This window comes from Streptomyces sp. NPDC029159 (genome assembly GCF_055564055.1).
In genome coordinates this window covers 79,599-105,373 of sequence record NZ_JBVHWT010000016.1, presented here as the reverse complement: position 1 = coordinate 105,373, position 25,775 = coordinate 79,599, and the positions used below count along the sequence as shown (strand labels likewise).

General features: G+C 74.1%; 23 protein-coding genes. 12 read left to right on the top strand and 11 right to left on the bottom strand.

Annotation, left to right across the window (positions count from 1 at the left end):
• Positions 1–64: 64 nt before the first annotated feature.
• Entirely contained in the window at positions 65–694 is a 630-nt protein-coding gene (locus ACZ4U4_RS26375) for a TetR/AcrR family transcriptional regulator (RefSeq protein ID WP_467879012.1), read from the top strand.
• Between the two features lie 42 nt (positions 695–736).
• Here the strand turns inward: ACZ4U4_RS26375 and ACZ4U4_RS26370 are convergent, their stop codons facing one another.
• From ACZ4U4_RS26370 to ACZ4U4_RS26360, 3 genes are all read right to left on the bottom strand, one after another.
• The gene (locus ACZ4U4_RS26370; protein WP_467879009.1) at positions 737–2,164 is read right to left on the bottom strand and encodes an MATE family efflux transporter; all 1,428 of its coding nucleotides are present in this window, start codon (positions 2,162–2,164) and stop codon (positions 737–739) included.
• A 222-nt stretch (positions 2,165–2,386) separates the two neighbouring features.
• Positions 2,387–3,007 (bottom strand): L-threonylcarbamoyladenylate synthase, encoded by a 621-nt coding sequence (locus ACZ4U4_RS26365; protein ID WP_467879006.1) that lies wholly within the window; start codon positions 3,005–3,007, stop codon positions 2,387–2,389.
• A gap of 123 nt (positions 3,008–3,130) precedes the next feature.
• On the bottom strand, positions 3,131–3,412 hold the full coding sequence (locus ACZ4U4_RS26360) for a plasmid stabilization protein (RefSeq protein WP_467879197.1): 282 nt from the start codon (positions 3,410–3,412) through the stop codon (positions 3,131–3,133).
• Positions 3,413–3,577: 165 nt separating this feature from the next.
• Between ACZ4U4_RS26360 and ACZ4U4_RS26355 the strand changes: the two genes are divergently transcribed.
• From ACZ4U4_RS26355 to ACZ4U4_RS26330, 6 genes are all read left to right on the top strand, one after another.
• On the top strand, positions 3,578–4,336 hold the full coding sequence (locus tag ACZ4U4_RS26355) for a uracil-DNA glycosylase (protein WP_467879004.1): 759 nt from the start codon (positions 3,578–3,580) through the stop codon (positions 4,334–4,336).
• Between the two features lie 155 nt (positions 4,337–4,491).
• Positions 4,492–7,077 (top strand): ATP-dependent Clp protease ATP-binding subunit, encoded by a 2,586-nt coding sequence (locus ACZ4U4_RS26350; protein WP_467879002.1) that lies wholly within the window; start codon positions 4,492–4,494, stop codon positions 7,075–7,077.
• 153 nt (positions 7,078–7,230) lie between these two features.
• Entirely contained in the window at positions 7,231–7,389 is a 159-nt protein-coding gene (locus ACZ4U4_RS26345; protein ID WP_169749988.1) for a hypothetical protein, read from the top strand.
• A 50-nt stretch (positions 7,390–7,439) separates the two neighbouring features.
• Complete coding sequence (locus ACZ4U4_RS26340) at positions 7,440–7,757, top strand: hypothetical protein (protein ID WP_467879000.1); 318 nt, start codon at positions 7,440–7,442, stop codon at positions 7,755–7,757.
• Positions 7,758–8,226: 469 nt separating this feature from the next.
• Positions 8,227–9,669: a SpaA isopeptide-forming pilin-related protein gene (locus ACZ4U4_RS26335; protein WP_467878998.1), complete on the top strand. Its 1,443-nt coding sequence runs from the start codon at positions 8,227–8,229 to the stop codon at positions 9,667–9,669.
• Positions 9,670–9,944: 275 nt separating this feature from the next.
• On the top strand, positions 9,945–10,799 hold the full coding sequence (locus ACZ4U4_RS26330) for an MIP/aquaporin family protein (protein ID WP_467878996.1): 855 nt from the start codon (positions 9,945–9,947) through the stop codon (positions 10,797–10,799).
• A 33-nt stretch (positions 10,800–10,832) separates the two neighbouring features.
• Here ACZ4U4_RS26330 and ACZ4U4_RS26325 read toward each other — a convergent pair whose 3' ends face one another.
• On the bottom strand, positions 10,833–11,507 hold the full coding sequence (locus ACZ4U4_RS26325; protein WP_467878994.1) for a GntR family transcriptional regulator: 675 nt from the start codon (positions 11,505–11,507) through the stop codon (positions 10,833–10,835).
• Between the two features lie 194 nt (positions 11,508–11,701).
• On the opposite strand from ACZ4U4_RS26325, the gene ACZ4U4_RS26320 reads away from it, so the two are divergent.
• Genes ACZ4U4_RS26320 through ACZ4U4_RS26305 form a run of 4 tightly spaced genes read left to right on the top strand, consistent with a single transcriptional unit; the run spans position 11,702 to position 16,722 of the window.
• On the top strand, positions 11,702–12,919 hold the full coding sequence (locus tag ACZ4U4_RS26320; RefSeq protein WP_467878992.1) for a sarcosine oxidase subunit beta family protein: 1,218 nt from the start codon (positions 11,702–11,704) through the stop codon (positions 12,917–12,919).
• Between the two features lie 11 nt (positions 12,920–12,930).
• The gene (locus ACZ4U4_RS26315) at positions 12,931–13,236 is read left to right on the top strand and encodes a sarcosine oxidase subunit delta (protein ID WP_467878990.1); all 306 of its coding nucleotides are present in this window, start codon (positions 12,931–12,933) and stop codon (positions 13,234–13,236) included.
• The gene (locus ACZ4U4_RS26310; protein WP_467878988.1) at positions 13,233–16,112 is read left to right on the top strand and encodes a 2Fe-2S iron-sulfur cluster-binding protein; all 2,880 of its coding nucleotides are present in this window, start codon (positions 13,233–13,235) and stop codon (positions 16,110–16,112) included. The genes ACZ4U4_RS26315 and ACZ4U4_RS26310 overlap by 4 nt, the downstream gene beginning before the upstream one ends.
• Complete coding sequence (locus tag ACZ4U4_RS26305) at positions 16,105–16,722, top strand: sarcosine oxidase subunit gamma (RefSeq protein WP_467878985.1); 618 nt, start codon at positions 16,105–16,107, stop codon at positions 16,720–16,722. The genes ACZ4U4_RS26310 and ACZ4U4_RS26305 overlap by 8 nt, the downstream gene beginning before the upstream one ends.
• 18 nt (positions 16,723–16,740) lie before the next feature.
• Here ACZ4U4_RS26305 and ACZ4U4_RS26300 read toward each other — a convergent pair whose 3' ends face one another.
• From ACZ4U4_RS26300 to ACZ4U4_RS26270, 7 genes are all read right to left on the bottom strand, one after another.
• Complete coding sequence (locus ACZ4U4_RS26300; protein WP_467878983.1) at positions 16,741–18,015, bottom strand: lanthionine synthetase LanC family protein; 1,275 nt, start codon at positions 18,013–18,015, stop codon at positions 16,741–16,743.
• A gap of 95 nt (positions 18,016–18,110) precedes the next feature.
• A complete protein-coding gene (locus ACZ4U4_RS26295) occupies positions 18,111–18,512 on the bottom strand; it encodes a DUF6917 domain-containing protein (protein ID WP_467878980.1) in 402 nt (133 codons plus the stop codon).
• Positions 18,509–19,441 (bottom strand): Gfo/Idh/MocA family protein, encoded by a 933-nt coding sequence (locus ACZ4U4_RS26290; RefSeq protein WP_467878978.1) that lies wholly within the window; start codon positions 19,439–19,441, stop codon positions 18,509–18,511. The genes ACZ4U4_RS26295 and ACZ4U4_RS26290 overlap by 4 nt, the downstream gene beginning before the upstream one ends.
• Complete coding sequence (locus ACZ4U4_RS26285; protein WP_467878976.1) at positions 19,438–20,607, bottom strand: Ldh family oxidoreductase; 1,170 nt, start codon at positions 20,605–20,607, stop codon at positions 19,438–19,440. Before ACZ4U4_RS26285 ends, ACZ4U4_RS26290 begins: the two co-directional genes overlap by 4 nt.
• Before the next feature lie 32 nt (positions 20,608–20,639).
• Positions 20,640–21,950: a M20/M25/M40 family metallo-hydrolase gene (locus ACZ4U4_RS26280; protein WP_467878974.1), complete on the bottom strand. Its 1,311-nt coding sequence runs from the start codon at positions 21,948–21,950 to the stop codon at positions 20,640–20,642.
• Complete coding sequence (locus tag ACZ4U4_RS26275) at positions 21,947–22,891, bottom strand: sugar phosphate isomerase/epimerase family protein (RefSeq protein WP_467878972.1); 945 nt, start codon at positions 22,889–22,891, stop codon at positions 21,947–21,949. The genes ACZ4U4_RS26280 and ACZ4U4_RS26275 overlap by 4 nt, the downstream gene beginning before the upstream one ends.
• Entirely contained in the window at positions 22,881–23,957 is a 1,077-nt protein-coding gene (locus tag ACZ4U4_RS26270) for a Gfo/Idh/MocA family oxidoreductase (protein ID WP_467878969.1), read from the bottom strand. The genes ACZ4U4_RS26275 and ACZ4U4_RS26270 overlap by 11 nt, the downstream gene beginning before the upstream one ends.
• Before the next feature lie 482 nt (positions 23,958–24,439).
• Here ACZ4U4_RS26270 and ACZ4U4_RS26265 point away from each other — a divergent pair, with 482 nt between their 5' ends.
• A complete protein-coding gene (locus tag ACZ4U4_RS26265) occupies positions 24,440–25,699 on the top strand; it encodes a nucleotide sugar dehydrogenase (RefSeq protein ID WP_467878967.1) in 1,260 nt (419 codons plus the stop codon).
• Positions 25,700–25,775: the final 76 nt, after the last annotated feature.

Sequence of the window (25,775 nt, the reverse complement as noted above, 5' to 3'; positions counted from 1 at the left end):
TGCGATGACGCGGATGGGGAAGGGGCGAGGCGCCGTGGCGACGGAGAGACGGGCCGGCGGGGGAATGAGCGAGCAGCGGCGGGCGCGGCTGCGGCTGGAGATTTCCCGGGAGGCGGCCCGCCTGTTCTGGGAGCAGGGGGTCGCGGCCACCAGCGGGGATCAGATCGCCGAGGCGGTCGGCCTGTCGACGCGGACGATCTGGCGGCACTTCCGCAGCAAGGAGAGCTGTGCCGAACCGATCGTTCTCCAGGGCACCGTCACGCTGATGAGCGTGTTGCGCGACTGGCCCCCGGAGCGCTCCCTGGAGGAGCACCTGGCCGCGGAGCTGGCCCGGATCCGGAGCGAGGGGGCGCCCGTCGGCCCGGCGGACGAGATGCTGGGGAGGAAGATGATCCGGCTCGCCGACACCGAACCGGCGCTGCGGGCGGCGTGGTTGATGGCGTGCGATCAGCTGGAGCGGCAGTGGACGGCGGTCGTGGCCGGCCGTCTGGAGCGCCCGGCCGAGGATCTGGAGGTGCGCAGGCACGCCGCGGCCGCCGCCGCGGTGGTGCGGGTGCTGGACGAGTACACCGGTGCCGCCCTCCTCACCGGCGCCGACACCACGGAGTTCGAGGACCCCGCGGCCGTCTCCCGGCGCTACGCCCAGGCCATCCGGGAGGCGACCGGCGGAGCCATCGGCGACCCGGTCGCCTGAACCGCCCGCGGCGGCGCGCTCCCGCCGCGCCCGGAAGGTGCGTCAGATGCGCTGGGCTTCGCCCTCCCCGGCGGGCTCCGGTGCGGGTTCCGGGCGGGCGAGGTGGTTCTCGCCGGTGGCCACGGCGCGCCGGATGCGGCGGAGGTAGATGGCGCCCATCACCCCTTCGTACAGGGCGTAGACGGCCCAGATCAGCGGCAGGAAGCCGGAGTTGCCGCGGTGGGTCAGGGCGAGGGCGAGGATGGTGGGGACGCTCAGTGCCCAGACGACGCCGATCCGGGTGAGCAGGACGAAGCGGGTCAGGCCGAAGCTCTCCAGGACGGCGCCGCCGGCCATGGAGAACAGGAACGCCACCGCGTACATCCACACCACCCGCGATGCGGCGACCGCGGCGTCCGTCGTCGCCGCGTCGGCGCCGTCGAGACCGAACGGGGCGAGCAGCAGCGTCGGCAGGAAGATCTGGAAGCAGGCGATGACCAGGACGTATGCCCCGCCGACGGCGAACGTGGCGCGCAGCAGGTGCGGGATGCGGGCGTGGCGGTGGTCGCCGATGGCGTTGCCGGTCAGGACGGAGCAGCCGATGCCCAGGCCGATCAGCGGGATGACCGCCACGTAGTTGAGGGACAGTACGACGTTGTTGGCGGCGAGGGCGACGGGCCCGAGGATGCCGGCGATCCAGACGACGGAGGTGTGGCCCAGCTCCTCCAGCCCGCCGGAGCCGCCGGCCGGGGCGCCCTTGCGCAGCCGCCGTCCGAGCATGGCGGCAAGTTTCCGGGCGCCGCCCGCCGCCAGCCGGGCGAAGCCCGCGAAGAAGGTGCGGGGCAGGCAGACCAGATAGCCGACGAGCATCACGGTGACGGCGAGGAAGGTGGCGATGCCCGAGCCGCGCATACCGAGTTCGGGCAGGCCGAAGGCGCCGAAGACCAGGCCGATGTCGAGCACCACGCCGACGGCCTGTCCGACGAGTCCGACGGCCATCGGGACGCGGGTGCGGCGGGTGCCGTTGAAGTACGACGCGAGTGCGGTGTTGACGGTCATCACCGCGCCGAACCGCACCGACCAGGCCAGGAACACCGATTCCAGCGCGGTGCTCGCGGCCGGACGGTCGCTCAGCTGCGGGATGCGGACGACCAGCGGGGTGGTGAGCAGCAGCGCCGCGGCCAGTCCGAGGGCGAGGAGGACGCCCGCGGCGCCCTCCTCGACGGCCCCGTCGCGGTCGCCGCGCCCGTGGGCCTGGGCGACGTAGGAGCGGGTGATCCCGGCGATGCCGGTGACGCACATGATGAGCGTCATACCGGTGAAGACGGCGGGTCCCGAGGCCATGAGGGTGGCGTCGGAGTAGCGGGCCAGCGCGATGCGGTCGACCAGCATCATCACCAGGTTGCCGACCATGCCGAACATCAACGGCAGCGACACCTGGACCACTTCACGGACGAGGGACGGGTCGATCCGGGCCCGCACCGCTCTCACGCCGCGGCGTCCGCGCGCGGTGCTTCCACGGTGACTGCGGTGTGCTGCATGACCGGACATCCCTGGGGTGTGGGGCGGAGCGCCCTGCCGGGTCGGCCGGGCGCGGTCGTACGCGCCGAGCGTAGAGGCAGCGGGGGTGCCCAGGGGAGGGCCACGCCCGGCCCGCGGCCGAAGGCCCGGCACGGCTGTCGGTGCCGCGGGCGGCGCCGTGGCCGGTGGGGGTTATGCGAAGCGGGCCGGGTCGCCCGCGCCGTGGCGGACGATCTCCGGGGTACTGCCGGAGAAGTCGATGACGGTGGTGGGTTCGGTGCCGCAGTCACCGGAGTCGACGACCGCGTCGACGACGTGGTCGAGGCGCTCCTTGATCTCCCAGCCCTGGGTCAGCGGCTCCTCCTCGTCGGGCAGGAGCAGGGTGCTGGAGAGGATCGGCTCGCCCAACTCGTCGAGGAGTGCCTGGGCGACGGTGTGGTCGGGGATGCGGACGCCGACCGTCTTCTTCTTCGGGTGCTGAAGCTGGCGCGGCACCTCGCGGGTGGCCGGGAGGATGAAGGTGTAGCTGCCGGGGGTGGCCGCCTTGATCGCGCGGAACACGTCGTTGTCGATCTGGACGAGCTGGCCCAGCTGCGCGAAGTCGCGGCAGACGAGGGTGAAGTGGTGCCGGTCGTCGAGCTGACGGATCGACCGGATCCTGGCGACGCCGTCGCGGCTGCCGATCCGGCACCCCAGCGCGAAGCAGGAGTCGGTCGGGTACACGACGAGCCCGTCGGAGCGGATCAGATCGGCGACGGTGCCGAGGGTGCGGCGTTGCGGGTTGTCAGGATGCACATCGAAATACTTCGCCATCCGGCGAGTGTAGGGGGTGGGGGCGGGACACCGGGGTGCGGCGACCGGTCGGATCCGGCGGGGCCGGTTCGTGTCCCCGCGGCGGGGCAGATCACTCCCCCGCCACGCGCCCCGCCGTGGCCCTCACCGTCCCAACGCCCGCCGCAGTTCGTCCTTGTTCATCGTCGAGCGGCCCTCGACGTTCTTCCTCCGGGCCTCCTCGTAGAGCTGGTCCTTGGTGGGGCCCTGGGCGCCGCGGTGGGAGCGTTCGCCGCCGCGCTGCGGGGCGGACTTCGGGTCGCGGAGGGAGACCTTGCCGGGGTCGGCGGCCTCGCCCGACCGGGCGCGTTCCTTGTTGACGGTGCGGGCGGCGATCTCCTTCGCGCGGCGGGTGGACTCCCCGCGCTGCTCGGCGCCCTCCTTGATGTGCTCGTACTGGCGCTCCCGCTTGCGGCTGGAACCTGCCGGCCTGGTGGCCTCCCTCGGGTGGTGCGGTGCGGTGGGCGGCTGGGGCGCGCGCCCGGTTCCGTCTTCCAGTGCACGCCGGATGGCGGCGGGGCGCCAGGCGGGCGGCGGTTCTACGGTGTGGGGATGGACGAGGCCGAAGCGGGATTCCCCGCGTACCGGGCGGCGCGCTGTACGAGCGTGGCGGAGCTGGACGGAGCGGTGACCGGGTGCCGGGCCTGTCCGCGGCTGGTGGCGTGGCGCGAGGAGGTCGCGGTGGTGCGGCGGGCGGCGTTCCGGGACGAGGTGTACTGGGCGCGACCGGTGCCGGGGTTCGGTCCGGCGGACGCGTCGCTGGCGGTGGTGGGGCTGGCCCCGGCGGCGCACGGCGGGAACCGTACGGGGCGGATGTTCACCGGGGACGACGCCGGGGACTTCCTGTTCGCCGCGTTGTACGCCGCAGGGCTCGCCTCGCAACCGACGGCGACGGGCCGCGGGGACGGGCTGGAGCTGTACGGCGTGCGGATCACGGCGCCGGTGCACTGCGCGCCGCCGGAGAACCGGCCGACCCCGGCCGAGCGCGACACCTGCCGTCCTTGGCTCGCGGCGGAGCTGGCGCTGCTGGCGCCGGGGCTGCGGGCGGTGCTGGTGCTGGGGGCGTTCGGCTGGCAGGCGCTGTGGCCGGTGCTGGCGGCCGCGGGGTGGCGGCTGCCGCGGCCGCGGCCGGCGTTCCGGCACGGCGGGCTGGTGACCCTGTCCGGCGGGGACGGCAGGGATCCGCTGCACGTCCTGGGGTGCTACCACCCGAGCCGGCGCAACACCTTCACCGGACGGCTGACCGCGCCGATGCTCACCGAGGTCCTGGAGCGCGCGGCCCGGTTGGCCCGGGGCGGCCCCGGTTCGTAGGGATCGGGCGCGGTGTGCGCCGTCCACATGCGGAGCGCCCGGGTCGCCCTGATCCTGAAGCAGGGGCCGCCGTCCGGCGTGTGCGCGCCCGCGGTGGCCGGTAACGGATCCGACAGGCAGCATGTCGCGGCACCGTGACAGCGGAACGGACACAGATGAGCGACGGATTCATGGGCCCGGAGGGCTTCGAACCGGACCCGTTCGGCGACTTCCTGGGACGCGTCTTCGGCCGTTCGGGCGGATCCAGCCGGGCACCGATGCAGGCGGACATCGCCCGGCTGATGAGCGCCGGCGCCCGCGATCTGGTGACCTCCGCGGCGACCTACGCCGCCGATCACGGCAGCGCGGAGCTGGGCACCGAGCATCTGCTGCGGGCCGCGCTGACCGCGGAGCCGACCCGCAGCCTCATCCAGCAGTCCGGCGCGGACCCCGACGCGCTCGCCGCGGACATCGACCGCACCGCGGGGACGGGTCCGCAGCAGGCGCGGGTGGCGGTGACCCCGGCGGTCAAGCGGGCGCTGGTGGGCGCGCACGACATGGCGCTGGGCTCCGGCGCGACGTACATCGGGCCGGAGCATGTGCTGGAGGCGCTGGCGGCCAATCCGGACTCGGCCGCGGGACGGATCCTGAACGTCTTCCGTATCGAGGCGCAGCACGCCGCCGAGCGGGGCGCGTCGTCGGGTCATCCGCCGCCCCCGCCGGAGCCGGGCGCCGCGCCGCGGCCCGAGACGCCGACGCTGGACAAGTACAGCCACGATCTGACGGACATGGCGCGGGCCGGGCGGATCGATCCGGTGATCGGGCGCGCGGCGGAGATCGAGCAGACCGTCGAGGTGCTGTCGCGGCGCGGCAAGAACAATCCGGTGCTGGTCGGCGATGCGGGCGTGGGCAAGACCGCGATCGTGGAGGGGCTGGCGCAGCGGATGGCCGACGGCGACGTCCCGGAGACGCTGGCGGGGCGGCGGGTGGTGTCGCTCGATATGACGGGTGTGGTCGCCGGGACGCGCTTCCGCGGCGATTTCGAGGAGCGGCTGAACGCCATCATCGAGGAGGTGCGGGCGCACTCCGATTCGTTGATCGTCTTCATCGACGAGCTGCACACCGTGGTGGGCGCGGGCGGCGGTTCGGACGGCAGCGGCATGGATGCGGGCAACATCCTCAAACCGGCGCTGGCCCGCGGTGAGCTGCACGTCATCGGCGCCACCACGCTGGAGGAGTACCGGCGGTACATCGAGAAGGACGCCGCGCTGGCCCGCCGCTTCCAGCCGCTGCTGGTGCCGGAGCCGGACGTGGCGGACGCGGTGGAAATCCTGCGGGGGCTCCAGGACCGTTACGAGGCGCATCACCAGGTGCGGTACACCGACGAGGCGCTGCTGGCGGCGGTGGAGCTGTCCGACCGGTATCTCACCGACCGGTTCCTGCCGGACAAGGCGATCGATCTGATCGACCAGGCGGGCGCCCGGGTCCGGCTGCGGTCGGGCACCAAGGCGGCGGGCATACGGGGGATGGAGCGGGAGGTCGAGCAGCTGACGCGGGACAAGGACCAGGCGGTGGCGGCGGAGCAGTACGAGCGCGCCACCGAGCTGCGGGACCGGATCGCGGCGCTCACCGAGAAGATCGGGGCGGGCACCTCCCCGTCACCGGGCGACGGCCGGATCGTGGAGGTCACCGCGGCGGACATCGCGGAGATCATCTCGCGGCAGACCGGCATCCCGGTCAGCAATCTCACCGAGGAGGAGCGCGAACGGCTGCTGGGCCTGGAGGAGCGGCTGCACGCGCGGGTGATCGGGCAGGACGACGCGGTGTCCGCGGTGGCGGAGGCGGTGCTGCGCTCGCGGGCGGGGCTCGCCGATCCGCAGCGGCCGATCGGCAGTTTCCTGTTCCTGGGGCCGACGGGGGTGGGCAAGACGGAGCTGGCGCGGGCGCTGGCGGAGGCGCTGTTCGGCAGCGAGGACCGGATGGTGCGGCTCGACATGAGCGAGTACCAGGAGCGGCACACGGTGAGCCGGCTGGTCGGGGCGCCGCCCGGGTACGTCGGCCACGAGGACGCGGGGCAGCTGACGGAGGCGGTGCGCCGCCATCCGTATGCGCTGGTGCTGCTGGACGAGGTGGAGAAGGCGCACCCCGATGTCTTCAACATGCTGTTGCAGGTGCTGGACGACGGACATCTGACCGATGCGCAGGGCCGGACCGTCGACTTCAAGAACACCGTCGTCGTGATGACCAGCAATCTGGGGTCGGAGGCGCTCAGCGGCGGCCGGGGCACGCTCGGTTTCGGCCCGTCGGGCGGGGACGGGGACGACGGGGCGCGGGAGCGGGCGATGGCGGCGCTGCGCACGCACTTCCGGCCGGAGTTCCTGAACCGGCTCGACGAGATCATCGTGTTCCGGCAGCTCACCGACGCGCAGTTGCGAGAGATCACCGCGCTGCTGCTGGACGCGACGAGCCGCCGGATGCGGGCACAGGACATGACCATCGAGTTCTCCCCGGAGGCGGTCGACTGGCTGACCCGGCGCGGGCACCGGCCGGAGTACGGGGCGCGGCCGTTGCGGCGGACCATCCAGCGGGAGATCGACAACGCGCTGTCGCGGCTGGTGCTCGACGGGGCGCTCTCCCCCGGCGACCGGATCCGGGTGGAGATCGAGAACGACCATCCGGCGTTCCGCACCACACCGGGCGGGGACGCCGCGCCGGGGGGCGCCACGGCGGACGGGAGTGCCGAGGCGCCGCCCGCGGGGTGAGGAACCGGTGGCCGGAGTACCGGTGGCCCGGCGCCGCGCGAGACCGGCCACCTCGACCATTTCCACCACTTCATACCAGTTTGTCGATATTGCGGTCGGGTACCAGTCAGGCACGGGGCACGGCTCGGTACGAGCGAGTGCCGGGAGGTGGTCGTGAGCGTTCTCGGTCTGACCCTTCTGGTGCTCGGCCTGGTCACCGGCATCACGGCACTGTGGGCCGTGGGCGCCGGCCTGTCCGTCGTCGGAGCCGCCCTGCACCTCGCCGAAATCCGGCGACGGGCCGTCGGCAAGCCGCGGCGCCACTACTGGTAGGCGACGGCCGAGCGCCCGGGACCACGCGGAACGCAGCATCGGAGCACCTCATGTTCGTCATCCTCGGACTCGTCCTTCTGATCGCCGCGGTCGTCGTCGGTGTCGCCGCGGTGGTCGGCAACGTCGGCGCCGGACACGAACTCCTCATGGCGTTCCAGGTGTTCGGCTACCACCTGACGGGCTCCGCGGGCGCGCTCTTCCTCTTCGGCGTGATCGTCGGCGGGGTGGCCGTGCTCGGCCTCGGGCTGCTGGTGGCCGGGGCGGGCCGCTCCTCGCGGCGGGCGCGGACCGAGCACCACGACCGTCCGGCGGCGGGCGAACCGCGCCACCGCCGCCACCTCTTCGGACACCGCACCGCGCCGCACTGACCGGCGCAGCGCGCCGCCGACGGCACACGGACCGAGCCCGGGAAGCCCGCCCACGGAGCGGCGGATGCGCCGCAACTCCCTGGCCGTGGGCGGCTTTTGGCCATCGATCGCGGAGAGCGCCGCGGCCCGCGGGTGGCCGCGGCGGCGGTCCGGGCAGCTCCGGCACGGCGCGCGGCTGAAGGTCCGCAGCTCGGCGGGGTGGGCCGGGCCGGACGGTGCCGGGCTGCGGCTTTGTGCCCGCCATGGTCGGGATGGGCTTGATTGTGCCAAGTTCCTTTGACATGACCGCGATGGCGGTACTTTTCTGTGCAGTCCGCGCCGCAGCCGGGCGGGGCCGGGACCAGCCGGCCGCCGCCGGTCCGTGCTGCGGCCGCGCGGGCGGGAGGGGCCGCGCCGCCCGGCGGGCGGCCCGAATTTGCGAGGGGGCTCGACTTTCATGCGTACAGCTCGGATGAAGAGACTTTCGGCCATGGGCGCGGTGTCCGTGGTGGTGGGGGTGGTGGGCGCCGCGCTCCCGGCGTCCGCGGCGTCGGCCGCCGACCGGGAGGGACACGAGGGCCGGGCCGTCGGCTGGCATCTGCGGACCGGTAAGCACACCGCGATGTGGACCGGCACCCATGTCCTGGACGACGGCAGCCACGCCCTCTGTCTGGACCTGGCGCTCTACGGCCCGGACGGCAAGGACAACGGCTACACCCGCACCGGTGCGCCCAAGCAGCTGTCCGAGGACACCAAGGCGCGGCTGGCGGAGCTGGCCTCGCGCTACGGCAAGCTGCCGGACACCGTCGAGGGCCGTAACACCTCGGCCGCGGCAGCGCTGGTCACCTGGGCACTCGCCGCCCATGACGGCATCGACGAGAGCGGCTACAACGGCGAGAAGATCCCCTGGCAGCAGTGGCTGGACAAGGGCATGCCGAAGGGCGCGGTGGCGGGCTACGGCGGCGACGCCAAGGTGGACACGGCGCCGGTCGTCGACCAGTTCAACCGGCTCCGCAAGGAGATCCTGACGGTCGACTCGGCGCCGTACACGCTGAGCGTCGACGGCTCCGGCAAGACCTACCCCTTCGAGCGCACCCCGCAGGAGAAGGAGCTGACCGTCAAGGTCGCCCAGGGGAAGAAGCCCGCCGAGGGCGTCGCGGTGAACACCACGGAGCTGACCAACGTCGCGCGCCCGGCGCAGCCCGGCGCGGTGGGCACCACCGATGCGCAGGGCAGGGCGGTCTTCCGCTTCACGCCGGACAAGCCGGGCAAGGACGCGGGCGCGGCGTTCGGCGCCGAGGTCTCGGTGAACTCGCCGACGTTCTGGCACACCGACCGCACCGTGCACGGCAAGCCGATGCAGCGGCTGGTGTACTTCGTGGCCGAGCGCAAGCCGCTCAAGACGTCCGGCGAGATCCGCTTCCAGCCGCCCGCGGAGGTCATCACGGAGAAGAAGGACCGCGCCACGGGCGAGGCGGTCACCTCCCCGGCGACGTACGAGATCCGGGCGGACGACAAGGGCGCGCCGGGTGCGGTGGTCACCACCGTCACCACCGGGAAGGACGGTCGGTCCGAGGCGGTCGAGCTGCCCGCCGGGACGTACTGGGTCGTCGAGACCAAGGCGCCCGAGGGGTACCAGCTCGACAAGAAGCCGCAGAAGATCGAGGCGGTGTCCGGGGAGCGGCAGACCGTGACGGTGTGGGACAACGCGGTGCCCAGCCCGTCGCCGTCCCCGTCGGTGCCCACCACACCGGCGACGCCGCAGCAGCCGACGCCCAACCACCCGGCGCCCGCGGGCGTCACCGGCGGGTCGCTGGCGCACACCGGCTCCGACGGCACGCCGTATCTCGCGGCGGGCGCGGCGACGCTGGTCGTGGCGGGCGCCGGAGCGGTGGCGTACGCACGTCGGCGCCGGTCGGCGGACGGTCGCTGACCTGCGGGAACGTTTGACGCGAGCCCTCTGGCGGTGGGGCGTGGTCCAAGGGGCCGCGCCCCACCGTCGTGTTCGGGGCCGCCCGCCCCTCAGGCGCGCCCGTCGCCCCGCAACCCGGCGTGCCCGGACGGAGCAGCGGGTCACCCGGCCGGGCGATCATCCGGGCGGTGGGCGGCGGGCCGGGTGGCGCGGGGGGCCGGAGGCTGATGACGATCGTGCGACGTCCCGTTCCACTCCGGCGGGGCGCGACCGCCGAACGCCGGGGAGACGCCGACATGAGCGCACCGCCTCGCACGCCCAAGCTGGCCCATGAACTCTTCGCGGAGTTCCTCGGCACGATGGTGCTCATCCTCTTCGGCTGCGGTGTGGTGGCCCAGGTCAATGCCGGTGGCGCGCTGACCGATCCCAAAGGCGGGCTCGGGGGTCACGACAGCATCGCCTGGGCCTGGGGGCTGGGCGTCACGCTCGGCGCCTATGTGGCGGCGCGGATGTCCGGCGCCCACCTCAACCCGGCGGTGACGGTGGCGCTCGCCGCGTTCAAGGGCTTCTCGTGGGCGAAGGTCGTGCCGTACGCGCTGGCCCAGACGGTGGGCGCGTTCTGTGCCGCGCTGCTGGTGCGGTGGAACTACACCGAGGTCATCGCGCGGGCCGACCCGACGCACAGCATCAAGACCCAGACGATCTTCTCCACGCTGCCGGGGAACGGCTCGACGGCGGCGGGGATCCACGAGTGGGGCGCGTTCCGGGACCAGATCATCGGTACCGCCGTCCTGCTGATCCTGATCTTCGCCCTCACCGATCTGCTGAACGCACCGCCCGGCGCGAACCTGGCGCCGTTCCTCATCGGCCTGGTGGTCGTCGCGATCGGGATGTCGTTCGGTACGGACGCCGGGTACGCCATCAACCCGGCCCGCGACTTCGGTCCGCGCCTGGCCAGTTTCCTCACCGGGTACCGCGGCGCGTGGCGGGACCAGTGGGGGAACTTCTACTTCTGGGTGCCGATCGTCGCACCGCTCTGCGGCGGTCTGCTCGGCGGTGCGATCTACAAGTTCCTCATCGGCAACTTCCTGCGCCGCATGGTGGCCGAGCCGGAGCCGCCCGGCCGTATCCCGACGGTCGACGAGACCTGAGCGCGGGGGCGGCGCGGCCGGTCGCGGCGCCGGTCAGAGCGCGGTGCGGATGGCGCGTTCGAACCCCTCGACATGGGCCGCGGCGAGGGCCGCGGCCTTCTCCGCGTCACCGGCGACCACCGCGCGCAGCAGCGGTCCGTGCTCCCCGATGTGTCCGGCCATCCCGGGCAGCCGGTCGACGAAGAGGCACCACACCCGGGTGGCGAGGTTGTCGTAGTGGACGAGGGTGTCTTCGAGGTATGGGTTGCGGGTGGCGGCGTAGACCGCGCGGTGGGCCTGGAGGTCGAGGTGCATCAGCGCGCCGGGGGTGCGGGGCGCGGCCGGGGCGCCCTCCAGTTCGTCCATGAGGGCGGTGAGCGCGGCGCGGTGGGCGTCGGTGGCGCGGCGGGCCGCCTGCCCCGCCGCCATCGGCTCCAGCTCCCGCCGCACCTCGGAGATATGGGCGAGGTCGGTGATGTTGACCTCGGTGGCGAAGGTGCCGCGCCGGGGGTAGACGGCGATCAGCCGCTCGTACTGGAGGCGTTTGAGGGCCTCGCGGACGGGGGTGCGGCCGACGCCGAGGGACTGGGCGAGCTGGTCCTCGCTGATGGGGGCGCCGGGGCGGATCTCCAGCATGATCAGCCGGTCGCGGAGGGCGCGGTAGGCGCGTTCGGCGAGGGAGGGCTCCCCCGCGTCGAGGGGTGACTCCGCCACCCGGTGCTGCTCCATCCGGCCCCCTTGACTGGCTCCCGATCGGTCCCCTACGTTACCGCAAGCTACTGATATATCAGTTGGTCGTCAGCTGAATTTCAGGAAAGTGCGCAGGTCAGAGGGGTCCGTCCGGGCAGCGCAGGTGCGCGGCACGGCGGGGGCCCGGCCCTGTGCCACCGCCGTCCGCCCCGCGACTCGAAGGGAACCGCCGGATGAGCACCCCCCTTCCGGAACACCCCGCGCACCTGTGGCGCACCCCCGAGCCCCGCTCCTCGTACGATGTCGTGATCGTCGGTGGCGGCGGGCACGGGCTGGCCACCGCGCACTACCTCGCGTCCGTGCACGGCATCACGGACGTCGCCGTCCTGGAGAAGGGCTGGCTGGGCGGCGGCAACATGGCGCGCAACACCACGATCATCCGGTCCAACTACCTCTGGGACGAGACGACCGCCCTCTACGAGTACGCGCTCAAGCTCTGGGAGACGCTCCCCGCCGAGCTGGACTACGACGTGATGTTCAGCCAACGCGGCGTCCTCAACCTCGCGCACACCCTCCAGGACGTCCGCGACTCCGCCCGCCGGGTCGGCGCCAACCGGCTCAACGGCGTCGACTCGTACTGGCTGGAGCCCGAGGAGATCACCGAGGTCTGCCCGATCCTCAACACCTCGCCGACCAGCCGGTATCCCGTCCTCGGCGCCACGTACCAGCCGCGCGCCGGGATCGCCAAGCACGACCACGTCGCCTGGGCGCTGGCCCGCAGCGCGGACGCGTACGGCATCGATCTGATCCAGGGGTGCGAGGTCACCGGGTTCGTCACCGACGGCGGGCGGGTCACCGGTGTGGAGACCAGCCGCGGCCGGATCCACGCCGGGCGGGTGGGGCTGACCGTCGCCGGGCACAGCAGCGTCCTCGCCGAACGGGCCGGGTTCCGGCTGCCGGTCCAGTCCCATCCGCTCCAGGCGCTCGTCTCCGAACTCCACGAACCGGTCCACCCCACCGTCGTGATGTCCAACCATGTGCACGTCTACGTCTCCCAGGCGCACAAGGGCGAACTGGTGCTGGGCGCCGGGGTCGACGGGTACAACGGCTACGGGCAGCGCGGCGCGTTCCACATCATCGAGCGGCAGATGGCCGCCGCCGTCGAGCTGTTCCCGGTCTTCGCCCGCGCGCATGTGCTGCGCACCTGGGGCGGGATCGTGGACGTCACCCCCGACGCCTCCCCCGTCATCGGCGCCACCCCGCTGGAGAACCTCTTCGTCAACTGCGGCTGGGGCACCGGCGGTTTCAAGGCCACCCCGGCCGCGGGCTGGACCTTCGCCCACACGCTGGCGACCGGTGCGCCGCACCCGCTGAACGCGCCGTTCTCCCTCGACCGGTTCACCACCGGCGCCCTCATCGACGAACACGGCGCCGCCGCCGTGGCCCACTGAGAGGAGACCCTGTGCTCCAGCTGACCTGCCCGTGGTGCGGGCCGCGCGACGAGACCGAGTTCCATTACGGCGGCCAGGCCCATGTGGCGCGGCCCGCCGACCCGGCGGCGCTCGACGACGAGGCGTGGGCCGCATACCTCTTCTTCCGCGACAACCCCGCGGGGCCGTTCGCCGAGCGGTGGGTGCACAGCCTCGGCTGCCGCCGCTGGTTCCACGCCGTACGGGACACCGTCACCTACGCGGTGCTCGCCACCTACCGCCCCGACGCACCACGGCCCGGCCTCGCCGCGGCCCGACCGGACGGAGAGAGCCGATGACCGACCGGCCCGCCCGGCTGCCGCACGGCGGCCGGATCGACCGCACCACCACCCTCCGCTTCACCCTCGACGGCCGGGAGCTGACCGGCCACCCCGGCGACACGGTGGCCTCCGCGCTCCTCGCCCACGGCCTCGCCGCCACCGCGCCGTCCCTCCACCGCGGACGGCCGCGCGGCGTCGTGGGCGCCGGCGTCGAGGACCCGGGCACCCTCCTGCGGATCGAGGGCCCCTGCGCGGAGAGCATGCTGCCCGCCACCACCGTCGATCTGTACGACGGGCTGCGCGCCACCACCCTCGCCGGACGCGGCCGCCTCGACCCCACGCCGGACCCCGCCGTGTACGACAAGAAGTACGTGCACACCGATGTGCTGGTCGTCGGCGCGGGCCCGGCAGGACTCGCCGCCGCGGCCGCCGCGGGCCGGGCCGGGGCGCGGGTGCTGCTGATCGAGGACCGCCCGGAGACCGGCGGCGCCCTGCTCGCCACCGCACCCGGCGACGGCCCGGAAGCCGCCGCCCTGACCTGGGCCACCGCCACCCGCGCGGCGCTGGACGCGGAACCGGAGGTCCGGGTGCTGACCCGCACCTGTGCCTTCGGCGCGTACGACGGCAACTACGTGCTGGCGCTCCAGCGGCGCACCGATCACCTCGGGGCGGCCGCGCCCGCCGGGGTCTCCCGGCAGCGGCTGTGGCACATCCGGGCGCGGCAGGTGGTCCTGGCGACCGGCGCACACGAACGTCCGCTGGTCTTCGCCGACAACGACCGTCCGGGCGTGATGCTCGCCCACGCGGTGCGCACCTACCTCCACCACCACGGGGTACTGCCCGGCCGCCGCGCGGTGGTCGCGACCACCGGCGACAGCGCGTACGCCACCGCCGCCGACCTGGTCGCGGCGGGCTGCGCGGTCGCCGCCGTCGCCGACTCCCGGCCCGAACTCACCGATACGGCCCGGGAGTTCCGCGACCGTACCGGGGTTCCGGTGCTCACCGGCAGCGCCGTGACCGCCACCTCCGGCACCGAGCGGATCGACGGGGTCACCATCCGCCCGCTGGACGCGGCGGGGCGGCCCGCCGGGCCCGGCTCGGCGCCGGCCTGCGATCTGCTGGCCGTCTCGGGCGGCTGGAGCCCGGTGGTGCATCTGCACAGCCAGCGCCGGGGCGCCCTGCGCTGGGACGCGGACCTCGCCGCGTTCGTGCCCGGTGCGGCGGTGGACGGGCAGCACCTGGCCGGGGCGGTGCGCGGTACGTACGACACCGCCGGTTGCCTCGCCGAGGGGGCCCGGGCCGGGGCGCTGGCCGCGTCCGCCGCGGGCCTTGCCGCCACCGTCCCGCCGCCGCACCGGCCGCAGGCCCCGGCGCCCGTCCGGCCGCTGTGGCTGATCCCCGGAGACGGCGACGACCCGGCCGCCTGGGACACCCACTTCGTCGACCTCCAGCGGGACGTGACCGTCGCCGATCTGCACCGCGCGGCGGGCACCGGGATGCGCGGCGCCGAGCACATCAAGCGGTACACCACCCTGGGCACCGGCCACGACCAGGGCCGCACCTCCGGCGTCAACGCGCTCGGCGTGCTCGCCGCGCTCCAGGGCGCGGACTCGCCCGGGGCGCTGGGCACCACCACCTACCGGGCGCCGTACACCCCGGTCGCGTTCGCCGCGCTGGCCGGGCGGGAGACCGGCGCGCGGTACGACCCGGTGCGCCGTACCGCGATGCACGAGGGGCATGTGGCGCGCGGCGCGGTCTTCGAGGACGTCGGGCAGTGGAAGCGGCCGCGTTACTACCCGCGGCCCGGTGAGGACATGGACGCGGCGGTGGCGCGGGAGTGCCGGGCGGCGCGGGAGGGCGTCGCCTTCATGGACGCCTCCACGCTCGGCAAGATCGAAATCCGCGGTGCGGACGCCGGGGAGTTCCTCAACCGCGTCTACACCAACGGCTTCAAGAAGCTCCGGCCCGGCTTCGCGCGCTACGGCGTGATGTGCGGGGAGGACGGCATGATCGTCGACGACGGTGTCACCCTCCGCCTCGCCGACGACCGGTACTTCATGACGACGACCACCGGCAACGCCGCCGCCGTCCTCGACCGGCTGGAGGAGTGGCTCCAGACCGAGTGGCCGGAGCTGGACGTCACCTGCACCTCCGTCACCGAGCAGTGGGCGACCGTCGCCGTCGTCGGCCCGCGCTCCCGCGCCGTCGTCGCCCGCCTCGCGCCCGGCCTCGACACCGGCCGGGAGGCGTTCCCCTTCATGGCGGTCCGCGAGACCCGCCTCGCCTCCGGCATCCCCGCCCGGATCTGCCGGATCTCGTTCTCCGGCGAACTCGCCTACGAGATCAACGTATCGGCGTGGTACGGGCAGGCCGTCTGGGACCAGGTCGAGGAGGCGGGCCGCCCCGAGGGCATCACCCCGTACGGCACGGAGACGATGCATGTGCTCCGCGCCGAGAAGGGGTTCCTCATCGTCGGCCAGGACACCGACGGCACCGTCACCCCGCTGGACGCCGGGATGGACTGGGTGGTCTCCCGCCACAAGGACTTCATCGGCAAGCGGTCGCTCTCCCGCCCGGACACCGTCCGCGCGGACCGCCGGCACCTCGTCGCGCTGATCCCCGCCGACCGCCGCACCCTGCTGCCGGAGGGCACCCAGATCGTCGACCGGGGTGTCCCGCTCACCCCGCAGGACGGGCCGGTGCCGATGCTCGGCCACATCACATCGGGCTACCGCAGTCCGGCGCTCGGGCACCCCTTCGCACTGGCGCTGCTCGCCGGCGGGCGCGACCGGATCGGCGACCAGGTCGTCGCCGTCGTCGACGGCGCCCCGGTGCCCGCTGTGGTGTCCTCTCCCGTCCTCTACGACCCCGAAGGGACCAGGCGTGATGGCTGATCCGACCGCACCGGGCCCCGCCGCGCTGCGCCGCGGCCCGCTGGCCCACCTCTCCGGCGCACTGCGCGCCGCCACCGTCACCGGACCGCGCGCGGTGGCCCTCACCGAACTCCCCTGCCGCACCATGACCGCCCTGCGCGCCGCCCCGGACGGCCCGGCCGGCGCCCGGCTGGCGAAGGCGCTGGGCGCACCGCTGCCCACCCGGTGCGGGGAGACGGCCCGCACCGGCCACGGCACCGCGCTCTGGCTGGGGCCCGACGAATGGCTGCTGGTCGCGGAGGACGGCGCACCGGCGCCGCTCGCCGCCCTGGACGAGGCACTGGGCGCCGCCCCCGGCCAGATCGTGGACGTCTCCGCGCAGCGCACCGTCCTGGAGCTGCACGGTCCCTCGGCCCGCGACGTCCTGGAGAAGGGGTGCGCACCGGACCTCCATCCGCGCGCCTTCCCGCCGGGACGGGCCGTCACCACCGCCGTCGGCCAGGTCCCGCTCGTCCTGTGGCACCATGCCGCCGACACCTACCGCCTGCTGCCCCGCTCCTCGTTCGCCGAGCATCTGGCGCACTGGCTGACGGATGCGATGGGTGAGTACGGGCTGGGGGAGGTGGGCTGAGGAACGGCGACCGCGGGGCTACCCCACGTCCCTCGGCGCGGTCCGTACCGGCGGTGGCTGGTCCGGCCAGGCGAGCGCGTACGTGGGGTCGCCACCGCGCCGAATCCGCACGTGGCGGAGGAGCTCGCGCACGATCCCGGCGTTGCCCGACCCCCAGCCGGTGTGCGGCGGGAGGAGGCCCGGGGTGGCCCGGTGGTCGAGGTGGCACCAGCGCGTTCCGTCGGCGTCGCGGGTGGCGCGGGAGAGAAGGTCCGCGACGAGGCGGTGGGCGAAGCCGGGGCGGTCGTCCCGTTCGACGAGGCGGTCGCAGGCCAGCGCCAGGACCCCGGCCGTACCGCAGCACCGCCCGCTGTTGTCCCAGAACCCGGGCCGCAGCCGGCGTGGCAGTCCCGACCGGGTCACGGTGTACCAGCACCTGTCGGCGAGGGCGTGCCACCGGGGTTCGCCGAGGACGTCCCCGAGCAGCCGGAAGACCTGGGCGTCGCCGGAGGGTCCGTGGCACCAGCCGTAGCTGTGGCGTGGGGTGAGATCCGGATGGTCCTGCGGATCGGAGTGCGGGACGAGAAAACCGGCCGGACCTGCCTCGTTCCGCGCCACGACATCCGCGGCACCGGCCCGTGCCAGCTCGACCAGATCCTCCCGGCCGACGGCGCTGCCGACCCGGGCCAGCCCGTGGACGATCCCGAGCGTGCCGTGCGAGAGGTGGTGGAACCGTGATCCCCGGCCCCGTTCCGCCTCCCAGTGCACGCCCGCCGGCGTCCGCTCCGCCGTGCGCAGATAGGGCTCCATCGCGAGAACGGCCAGGTCCGTCTCCCCCAACTCCAGCGCCCCGAGGCCGATCCCGGCGTTACCGCCCATCAGATCGCACCAGTCGCCCCAGCGCGTGCCGTCGAACCGTGCCCGCACCAGGTCCAGGGCGCGCCCCGCTCCCGCGTCCGGAGCCCCGAGTTCGTCGTGGACCGCCCGCAGGACGAGCGCCATACCGGTCAGGCCGAAGTAGAGGGAGCTGTTCTCCTCGTGCTCGACCGCGGCGGACACACTGCGGGCGGCGCGCACGGCGGCGTCGCCGTACCGGTCGTCGCCGAAGTGCCGCCAAGCTTCCAGGAGTACGGCGATGACGCCGGCCGTACCGGAGTAGAACGTGGGGTCGGTCTCTTCGCCGGAGGGCGTGGCGGCCCAGGCGAGAGCGTGGTCCCCGGTCTCCCGTGCGCAGCCGAGCAACCAGCGCAGGGCGTCCGCCGCCAGCGCCTCGGCCTCGTCCACACCCGCATCCGTCGCTTCCGTCGCCGTCATGGCGCCCCACTGTGGCAGACGGTGCGGCACGTGCCCTGACGGCTGCCGCGGGCGGTGCGCGGGACACCTGCCGGGCCCGCGCCCCGCCCGCCCCGTCACTGCGTGAAACGGATCTCCGTCTCCGGCGCGAGCCCCAGCTCGGGGCCGGTGCGCGGGACCGGCGCGGTGAGCAGGATGTTGTAGTGGTTGGGGAAGTGGCAGGCGTCGAAGCCGAGGACGGTGCCGATGCGGCGGCCACCGGCCCAGACGGTGTCACCGCGGTCGAGGACCCCGGCGCACTCCAGCTCCACGAAACCCAGGAACCCCACCCGGTCCACCGGTCCCTCGGCGGCGGTACCGGTGTGGTCGGTGGTGACCAGCTCATGGACCTCGCCCGCCCGCACACAGCGGGAGGCGAACGGTTCCAGAGTCATCCCGCGGTCGTCGCGGCGGTGCGTGAGGACCTTCACCAGCCGTCCGTGCACCGCCCGCTTGCCGCCGTCCTCCGCCGGGTTCATGAGCGGGCCTCCTGCCGGGCGCCGCGGGCGTAGGCGTCGGCGACGAGTTCCGCCGTGGCCAGACCGTCCGGCGCCGTCGGGCCGCCGCTCACCCCGGCGCGGACGGACCGGGTGAACTCCCGCAGCACGCCCTCGTACTCGTGCCAGAGCGAGCCCTTGAACTCCGGGTGTCCGGCGAGCATGTCGGCGCGGTCGGTGCGCCCGTCCGCGAGCTGCACCTCGACGGTCTTCCGCTCCCCCGGGTACGACCAGTCCAGCACGATCCGGACGGCGGTCCCGGCGGGCGTCGCCAGCAGGATCTGCGCCGAGCGGTCCACACCGTGGGCGTCGAGGCGCAGGTCGGCGCCGGTGACATGGACGTCGCCGAGGAGGAGGCGGGCGGTGTCGAGGGCGTTGGGCCCGTTGTCGGCGAGGCAGCCTCCGCCGCAGCGCGCCGGGTCGAGGTACCAGCGGTCCCGCCCGGCGTGCGCCTCGATCAGCTCCTCGTACCGCACCGTCAGCGAGGTGACCGGCACACCGCGCGGCAACCGGTCGCGGAGCGCGAGGACTTCGGTGTTGTAGCGGCGGTGGAAGGAGGTGAAGAGCACCGCGCCGTGCTCCCGTGCCAGGGTGACCAGGCGTCGGGCGTCCGCGACGCTGTTGGCGAGCGGCTTCTCCACACAGACGGAGCGCCCGGCGGCGAGCGCATCGCGGCAGACGGGGAAGTGCAGGTCGTTGGGGACGTTGACGACGACGGCGTCCACGTCGGCGGCGGCCAGCAACGCCCGGTGGTCGGTGTGGCGGGCAATGTGCGGCGGCAGACCGCGGTGGGTGACGGTGTCCGGATCGCAGACCGCGACGAGGTCCGCCTCCGGGGAACGGTCGAGGGCGGCGAGGTAGAAGCGGGAGATGACGCCGAGGCCGATGATGCCGATACGCAGCGGTGTCATACGGCGCCTCCGGCGGGGACGGCGGCGGGGAACGCCAGACCGGTGGCGTCCGCGACGGCGCGGAGTTCGGCGTGGAGCGCGGGGGCCAGCGGGACGCCGTGGGCGGTGCGTTCGCGGGTGCGGCGCTGTTCGTGCCAGCCCGGGTAGCGGACGGGGTCGTCGGGGTCGAGCGGCGGGCAGGCCAGCAGGGCGCCGAAGAGGCCGGTGGCGGTGGTGGCGATGTCGGCCGGGGAGCGCAGCGCGGCCGGGGCGACGGCGAGCAGGAAGTAGCCGACGTCGTCGTCGGGCCGGGCGGTCGGCACCTTCCCGGCGGCGGGCTGCGGGCCCACCCCGGAGCCGGAGACCAGCGCGGACAACACCTCGACCAGCAGCCCGAGCCCGAAGCCCTTGTGGGCGCCGTGTTCCGGGTCGCCGCCCAGCCACTGCAGCCGGGCCTCACCGCGGTCGTACGCCGCGGGGTCGGTGACGGGCGCGCCGTCGGCGTCGGTGAGCCAGCCCGGCGGGATCGTTTCACCGGCCCGGGCGGCCGCGCGGATCCGGCCGGTGGGGACGACGGTGGTGCTCATGTCGAGGGTGAACGGCGGGTGGTCGCCGGCCGGGGCGGCGAGGGCGAGCGGGTTGGTGCCGAGCATCGGGGCGGTGCCACCGGGCGGCGGGACGAGGCGCTGGTGGCCGCAGTTGGCGGTGGCCAGGCCGATCATGCCGTGCTCGACGGCGCGCAGCGCATGGAATCCGGCGCAGCCGAAGTGGGTGCCGCCGCGGACCGACACCATGCCGATGCCGTGGGTACGGGCCCGCTCGGCGGCGAGGTCCATCGCCTCGGCGGCGGCCCACAGCCCGAGGCCGCGGTGCGCGTCGAGCAGGACGGCGGCGCCGGTGTCGGTGACGGTCTCCGGTTCGGCGTGCGGGTCGCAGCGCCCGGAGTCGAGGAGCGGGAGGTAGAGCCGGGCGAGGTTGGTCAGGCCGTGGGTGGTGAAGCCGGTGAGGTCACCGTGGCAGAGGGCCCGGGCCGCGGTGGCGGCGCGCTCCTCGGGCAGGCCGCGGGCGCGCAGCACCTCGGTGGCGAAGGTGAGCAGCGGGCCGTACGGGACGCGGACCTCGGCGGCGCGCTCCTCGGCGGTGTCCGGGGCGCGGCCGGTGGCCGGTGCGGCGGGGGTCGGGGACATCGGTGGGGTTCCTCTCGGTGTGGGCGGGACGGTCAGCGGGGCGCGGTGGGGTGGGCGCGCCGCCGGGCGGCGAAGGCGGTCAGGACACGGGCGACCTCCTCGGCGTAGCGGTCCAGATCGGCGAGGTCGGCGAACTCCCCGTCGGCATGGGCGCGGTTGGCGCCGAGGTCGCCGGGGCCGAGGACGGCGGTGCAGGTGTCGGGGAGGTCGGCCATCCAGATGGCGTCGCAGGTGAAGGCCGGTTCGGAGTCCGGCCAGCGGGTGAGTCCGGCATCTTCCGTCAGCAGGTCGTCGGCCCAGGCGGCGCGGCTGTCCAGGGCCGGCAGACCGCGTTTGTGCCAGCGGACGGAGGTGAGGGCCGCGGCGTCCTCGACGGTGCGGGCGAGGGTGGGTTCGGCGGCGGCCGAGGCCCGGAAGGCCGCGATCCCTTCCCGTACGGCCGTGTGCAGTGCGGCCTCGGCGGCGCGGGCGGTGGCACGGTTGCCGTAGGAGAGGTTCAGCAGCAGGCGGCCGGTGCCGTAGACCTTGTTGTGGCGGTCGCCGGTGTGGAGCCCGGCGACGCAGACGCCCGCGCCGGGCACCCGGCCGGGCAGCACGGTGGCGAGGTGGTGGGCGAGGTGGCCGAGGAGCGCGGTGGCGTTGTGCCCGGCGGCCGGGCAGTCGTCGACCGCGTCGGCGCCGTCGACCTGGATGCAGGCGGTCATCGCGGCGGTGGCGCGCGGCAGATAGCGGTGCCGGGTCGGTTCGCAGAAGAGGTTGAGGGCGCCGGTCAGCCCCTCGCGGACGAGCGGCCGGGTGCCGTAGGTGCCCATGGCGCCGCCCTCCTCGCCCGCGACCGCCTGGACGAGCACGGCGGTGTCGGTGCCGACGGCGGGGTCGCGGGCCATGGCCGCGCGGATCCCGGCGAGCAGGGCGACGGCCGGGCCCTTGGCGTCGATGGCACCGCGGCCGTGGAAGCGGGTGCCGTCGAAGGTGGCGGGCCACCAGCCGCCGACGGTGTCGAGATGGACGTTGAACATCACGGTGTCCGCCCGCGGCAGCGGCGGCCCCAGCCGCAGGACGAGCGAGGGCTGGCAGGCGAGGAAGTCGGGGCGTCCGGCGGCGGCCTCGCGGACGGTCAACGGCACGTCGTCCAGGTCGAGTTCGACCGGATCGGGCGCGGCATGGCGCACGGTGGCCAGGCCGAGCGGGGCGGCGGCCGCGGCGTAGGCGCGTCCGGCGTCCCACAGGCGGACGCCGGTGGTGTCGCCGCCGTTCTCCAGCGGTCCGGCGGTGGGGGTGTCGAGGAGGCGGAGCAGCAGGTCGCGGTCGGCGGGGCCGAGGCGGGCCGGGTGTCCGGTCACGGGCGGCCACCGCGCTCCGCCGCGGCCGCCGCGGGACGGACCTCACGCTCCACCAGACGCTCCAGGGCCCGCCCGTACGCGGTGAACGCGGCGATGCCGTCCAGCTCACGGTGGTCCGTGCCGTCGTGCGGGCGCAGCCGGGTGTGCGGTTCGATCGACCAGGTGCCCTGCCAGCCGCGGCGGGCCAGGGCGGTGAGGCAGGCGGCGACGCCGGACTGCCCGTGGCCGGGGAGGGTGTAGACGACGTCGCCGTCCGGCCCGGCCGCCGCGTCCTTGACGTGGACGTGGGCGACGTGGTCGATGACGGCGTCGAGCAGCGCGGGGGCGTCGTAGCCGTGCGGGACGCCGTTGCCGATGTCGAACAGGAGCCGCAGCGCCGGGCCGCCGACATGGTCGAGGAGGGCGAGCATCCGGTCGGCGCGGGTGCCGGCCCAGCCGTGGCAGTTCTCGTGCAGCAGCACGAGGCCGTGGTCCTCGGCGAGGCGGGTGAGGGTGGCCATCCGGTCGAGGACCCGGCTGCGCCACTCGTCCTCGGGGAGTCCGCCGTCGGGGTAGGACATCACGCGGACGTGGCGGGTGCCGAGGGTGGCGCAGCGGGCGGCGAGAGTGCGCAGTTCGGCGAGGTCCTGCTCGAACGGATCGGTGGCCGGGCGGCTCCAGTTGGCGATCCGGGAGTCGACGCAGACGACATCGGTGCCGGTGGCGGCGAGGCGTCCGGCGAGTGCCTCGAACGCACCGGGTGTCAGATCGGCGAGCGCGACGCCGTCGACGGAGCGGAGTTCGACGGCGCCCCAGCCGAGGCCGTGCACGGCGGCGAGCTGCCCCTCGGCGTCGGACGCCGCCTCGTCGCCGATGCCCGCGTAGCGGATGCCGGGCGCGGCCCATCCGGTGCCCGGGCCCGGCTGCGGGTGGAGGGTGTGTCGGACGGACTCAGCCGGCATGACCGGCCACCTCTTTCCGGTCGGTGGTACGGGGGTGGGGCGGCAAGGCCGTGGCGGCCAGCCGCCGGGCGTCGTCGAGGAGTTCGACGGTGCGGATGTGGAGGCCGAGCTCGCCCGGCCCGCCGGGGAGCGCCGGGTCGTCCGGGGCGGTGCGGCCCGCGGCGTGACGGTAGGCGCGGACCAGGCAGCGGGTGAGGGCGTCGTCGGGGAGCAGCTCCCGGGTGACAGTCGTGGGGCCGCCGCCGGGCCGGCGCTCGATCAGGAGCTGGGCGACGTCGTCGTCCTCGCTGACCGGGTAGTCGCCGGTCAGGCGGGCGCGGTCGGTCTCGATGACGATGCGGCGGCGGCGGACGGGCGAGGTGAGGTCGGAGTACACCTCGCTGTGGCCGCCGGTGGCGTGGGCGAGCCGCAGCCGGGCGGTGCCCAGGCGGGGGGCGACGGCGTCGCCGAGGCGGACGTCGCTCCAGGAGGCGTCGGCGGCGTGGGCGTCCCCCAGCAGCCGCAGCAGCACCCCGACGGCGTGCGGGACCTCGACCTCGAAGGCGTTGGTGTGGCCGGGTGCGGTCAGGGAGCGGCGGAAGCGGGGTTTGTGCTGGGTGACGCCGATGTGCCGGACGGCGCCGAGCGATCCGTCGCCGAGGAGTGCGGCGAGGCGGTCGGTCAGCGCGCTGTGCAGCCAGGGCGCGACGACGGTGACGTCCAGTTGGTGACGGTCGACGGCGGCCCGCACCCGGTGGAGCGCGGCGCGGTCGGCGGCCAGGGGTTTCTCCACGACGAGGCGGCGGAAGCCGAGGGCCGCGGCCTCTTCCAGCACCCCGTCGCGGACGGCGGGCGGGGTGCAGAGGTGGACGACGGTGGTGTCCGGGTCGAGGAGGCGGCGGGCGTCGCGGAGGCCGGCGGCGACGGTGAGACCGTCGGGGGCGTCGGCGGACGTCCGGCCCGGGTCCACGCCCACGACCGGCTCCGCGGCGAAGAGCCCGGGCTCGGCTCCGCGGGCGCGCAGCAGGACCGGCAGATGGAGCCCCGTTCCCGACCTGCCGAGCCCGACGAGCAGGGTGCGCAGCACGGTGGATGTGCCTCCTTCGTGTGTTCCGGGCGCCCCGGACCGGGGACCGTTCCCTTTTCCGGTGGGCGCCGTTCTCCTGGTATGCGCGGTCCGCCGTCCTTTTTTCCGGCGGATTTTCCGCCGGGATCCGTACGGTGCGGGCATCCGGCGGGAGGGCGGGTGACCCGTATCCATGCCGAATCATCCGACGGAAAGGAAAACGTGTTGTCACTCCGCGGCGAGCCGTCACGTTACCTCTCGGCCACGTTCTCCCCCTCCCCCGGGAAAACAATTGATCACATTCGACAGAGCGCGATCACCTGTGCCGAACGGCGACCATCGTCGGCCGACTTGAGAGTGACCGCGAACGAGACTGAGCACTTTCACCAATCTGGGTGAACCCTCTCTCACTGCCCCCTTCGAGCGATTCGACTCATTTAAGGTTGAGCCGAAAATCGGGGGATCGTACGAAAGTCCGTACGAAAATCGCAGCGTAAGGAGAGATGGTGGAAAGACTGGCCGTGATCGGTCTCGGTTACACGGGGCTCCCACTGGCGCGCGAGGCGTGCGCCGCGGGAATGCAGGTCACCGGGATGGACACGAATCCGGCCGTGACGGCGACGCTGGAAGCCGACCGCTCACCACTGCCGGACGTCACGGAAGCCGAGGTCACGGCCATGCGTGCCGCCGGCTTCCACGCCACCACCGACCCCGGAGTGCTGGCCGAGGCATCCGTCGCCGTCCTCTGCGTCCCCACGCCGCTGGACGGTGCGGGCGGGCCGGATCTGACCCATGTGAAGGACGCGGCACGGGCGCTGGGTGCCCATCTGAAGCCGGGCACCCTCGTCATTCTGGAATCCACCTCCTTTCCCGGCACCACGGACGGACCGGTCCGCGCGATTCTCGAAGAGTCCTCCGGTCTCACCGCCGGCCCGGATTTCTCCCTCGCCTTCTCCCCCGAGCGTATCGACCCCGGAAATTCCACCTTCGGCGTCCGGAACACCCCACGCGTGGTCGGCGGTTACACCCCCGCCTGTACGGATGCCGCCCTCGCTTTCTTCCGGCGGTTGTGCGACCGCGTGGTCCGGGCCCGTTCCACGCGTGAGGCGGAACTGTCCAAATTGCTGGAGAACGTCTACCGCAGCGTCAATATCGCCCTGGTCAACGAAATCGCGGTGACCGCCCGCTCCTGGGGAATCGATGTCGCCGATGTCATCGACTGCGCCGGCAGCAAACCCTTCGGTTTCCAGGAATTCCGCCCCGGCCCCGGCGTGGGCGGCCACTGCATTCCCGTCGACCCCGCCTATCTGACGCACTGGGCACGGGAGATCGGCTCCCCGCTGCCGCTCGTCGAGCTGGCCCAGCAGATCAATTCCGCCATGCCGTCCCATGTCGTGCGCCGCGCCGGGCAGCTCCTGAGCGGCGTCGGCAAGGAGCTGGCGGGCTCCCGCGTCCTGCTCGTCGGTGTGACGTACAAGCGCGACAGCCGCGATCTGCGGTCCACGCCCGCCGCACCGCTCGCCCGGCTGCTGGACGAGGCCGGGGCCCGGGTGACCTACCACGATCCGCTCGCCGACGGCTGGTCCCCCGGTGGCACGGCCGTTCCCGCCGAGCCGGAGCTGCGCCGGGCCGCGGCCACGGCGGATCTGACCATCCTGCTCCAGGACCACCGGGTGATCCCCGTCGACGAACTGCCCGGCTGGTCACCGCTGCTGCTCGACACCCGGGACCGGCTCCGCGGCACCACCGCCCAACCGCTCTGAGCGACCGTACGGCCCGCGGGCGCTTCCCGGACGGTGATCGTCCGGGAAGCGCCCGCGGGCCGTACGTATCAGGCCG

What these genes read in the sequence shown, in the direction of transcription:
- ACZ4U4_RS26375 (WP_467879012.1), top strand. Translation starts at nt 65, where the DNA reads ATGAGCGAGCAGCGGCGGGCGCGGCTGCGGCTGGAGATTTCCCGGGAG.
- ACZ4U4_RS26365 (WP_467879006.1), bottom strand. Translation starts at nt 3,007, where the DNA reads ATGGCGAAGTATTTCGATGTGCATCCTGACAACCCGCAACGCCGCACC.
- ACZ4U4_RS26355 (WP_467879004.1), top strand. Translation starts at nt 3,578, where the DNA reads ATGGACGAGGCCGAAGCGGGATTCCCCGCGTACCGGGCGGCGCGCTGT.
- ACZ4U4_RS26350 (WP_467879002.1), top strand. Translation starts at nt 4,492, where the DNA reads ATGAGCGACGGATTCATGGGCCCGGAGGGCTTCGAACCGGACCCGTTC.
- ACZ4U4_RS26340 (WP_467879000.1), top strand. Translation starts at nt 7,440, where the DNA reads ATGTTCGTCATCCTCGGACTCGTCCTTCTGATCGCCGCGGTCGTCGTC.
- ACZ4U4_RS26335 (WP_467878998.1), top strand. Translation starts at nt 8,227, where the DNA reads ATGGGCGCGGTGTCCGTGGTGGTGGGGGTGGTGGGCGCCGCGCTCCCG.
- ACZ4U4_RS26330 (WP_467878996.1), top strand. Translation starts at nt 9,945, where the DNA reads ATGAGCGCACCGCCTCGCACGCCCAAGCTGGCCCATGAACTCTTCGCG.
- ACZ4U4_RS26325 (WP_467878994.1), bottom strand. Translation starts at nt 11,507, where the DNA reads ATGGAGCAGCACCGGGTGGCGGAGTCACCCCTCGACGCGGGGGAGCCC.
- ACZ4U4_RS26320 (WP_467878992.1), top strand. Translation starts at nt 11,702, where the DNA reads ATGAGCACCCCCCTTCCGGAACACCCCGCGCACCTGTGGCGCACCCCC.
- ACZ4U4_RS26310 (WP_467878988.1), top strand. Translation starts at nt 13,233, where the DNA reads ATGACCGACCGGCCCGCCCGGCTGCCGCACGGCGGCCGGATCGACCGC.
- ACZ4U4_RS26305 (WP_467878985.1), top strand. Translation starts at nt 16,105, where the DNA reads ATGGCTGATCCGACCGCACCGGGCCCCGCCGCGCTGCGCCGCGGCCCG.
- ACZ4U4_RS26300 (WP_467878983.1), bottom strand. Translation starts at nt 18,015, where the DNA reads ATGACGGCGACGGAAGCGACGGATGCGGGTGTGGACGAGGCCGAGGCG.
- ACZ4U4_RS26295 (WP_467878980.1), bottom strand. Translation starts at nt 18,512, where the DNA reads ATGAACCCGGCGGAGGACGGCGGCAAGCGGGCGGTGCACGGACGGCTG.
- ACZ4U4_RS26290 (WP_467878978.1), bottom strand. Translation starts at nt 19,441, where the DNA reads ATGACACCGCTGCGTATCGGCATCATCGGCCTCGGCGTCATCTCCCGC.
- ACZ4U4_RS26285 (WP_467878976.1), bottom strand. Translation starts at nt 20,607, where the DNA reads ATGTCCCCGACCCCCGCCGCACCGGCCACCGGCCGCGCCCCGGACACC.
- ACZ4U4_RS26275 (WP_467878972.1), bottom strand. Translation starts at nt 22,891, where the DNA reads ATGCCGGCTGAGTCCGTCCGACACACCCTCCACCCGCAGCCGGGCCCG.
- ACZ4U4_RS26265 (WP_467878967.1), top strand. Translation starts at nt 24,440, where the DNA reads ATGGTGGAAAGACTGGCCGTGATCGGTCTCGGTTACACGGGGCTCCCA.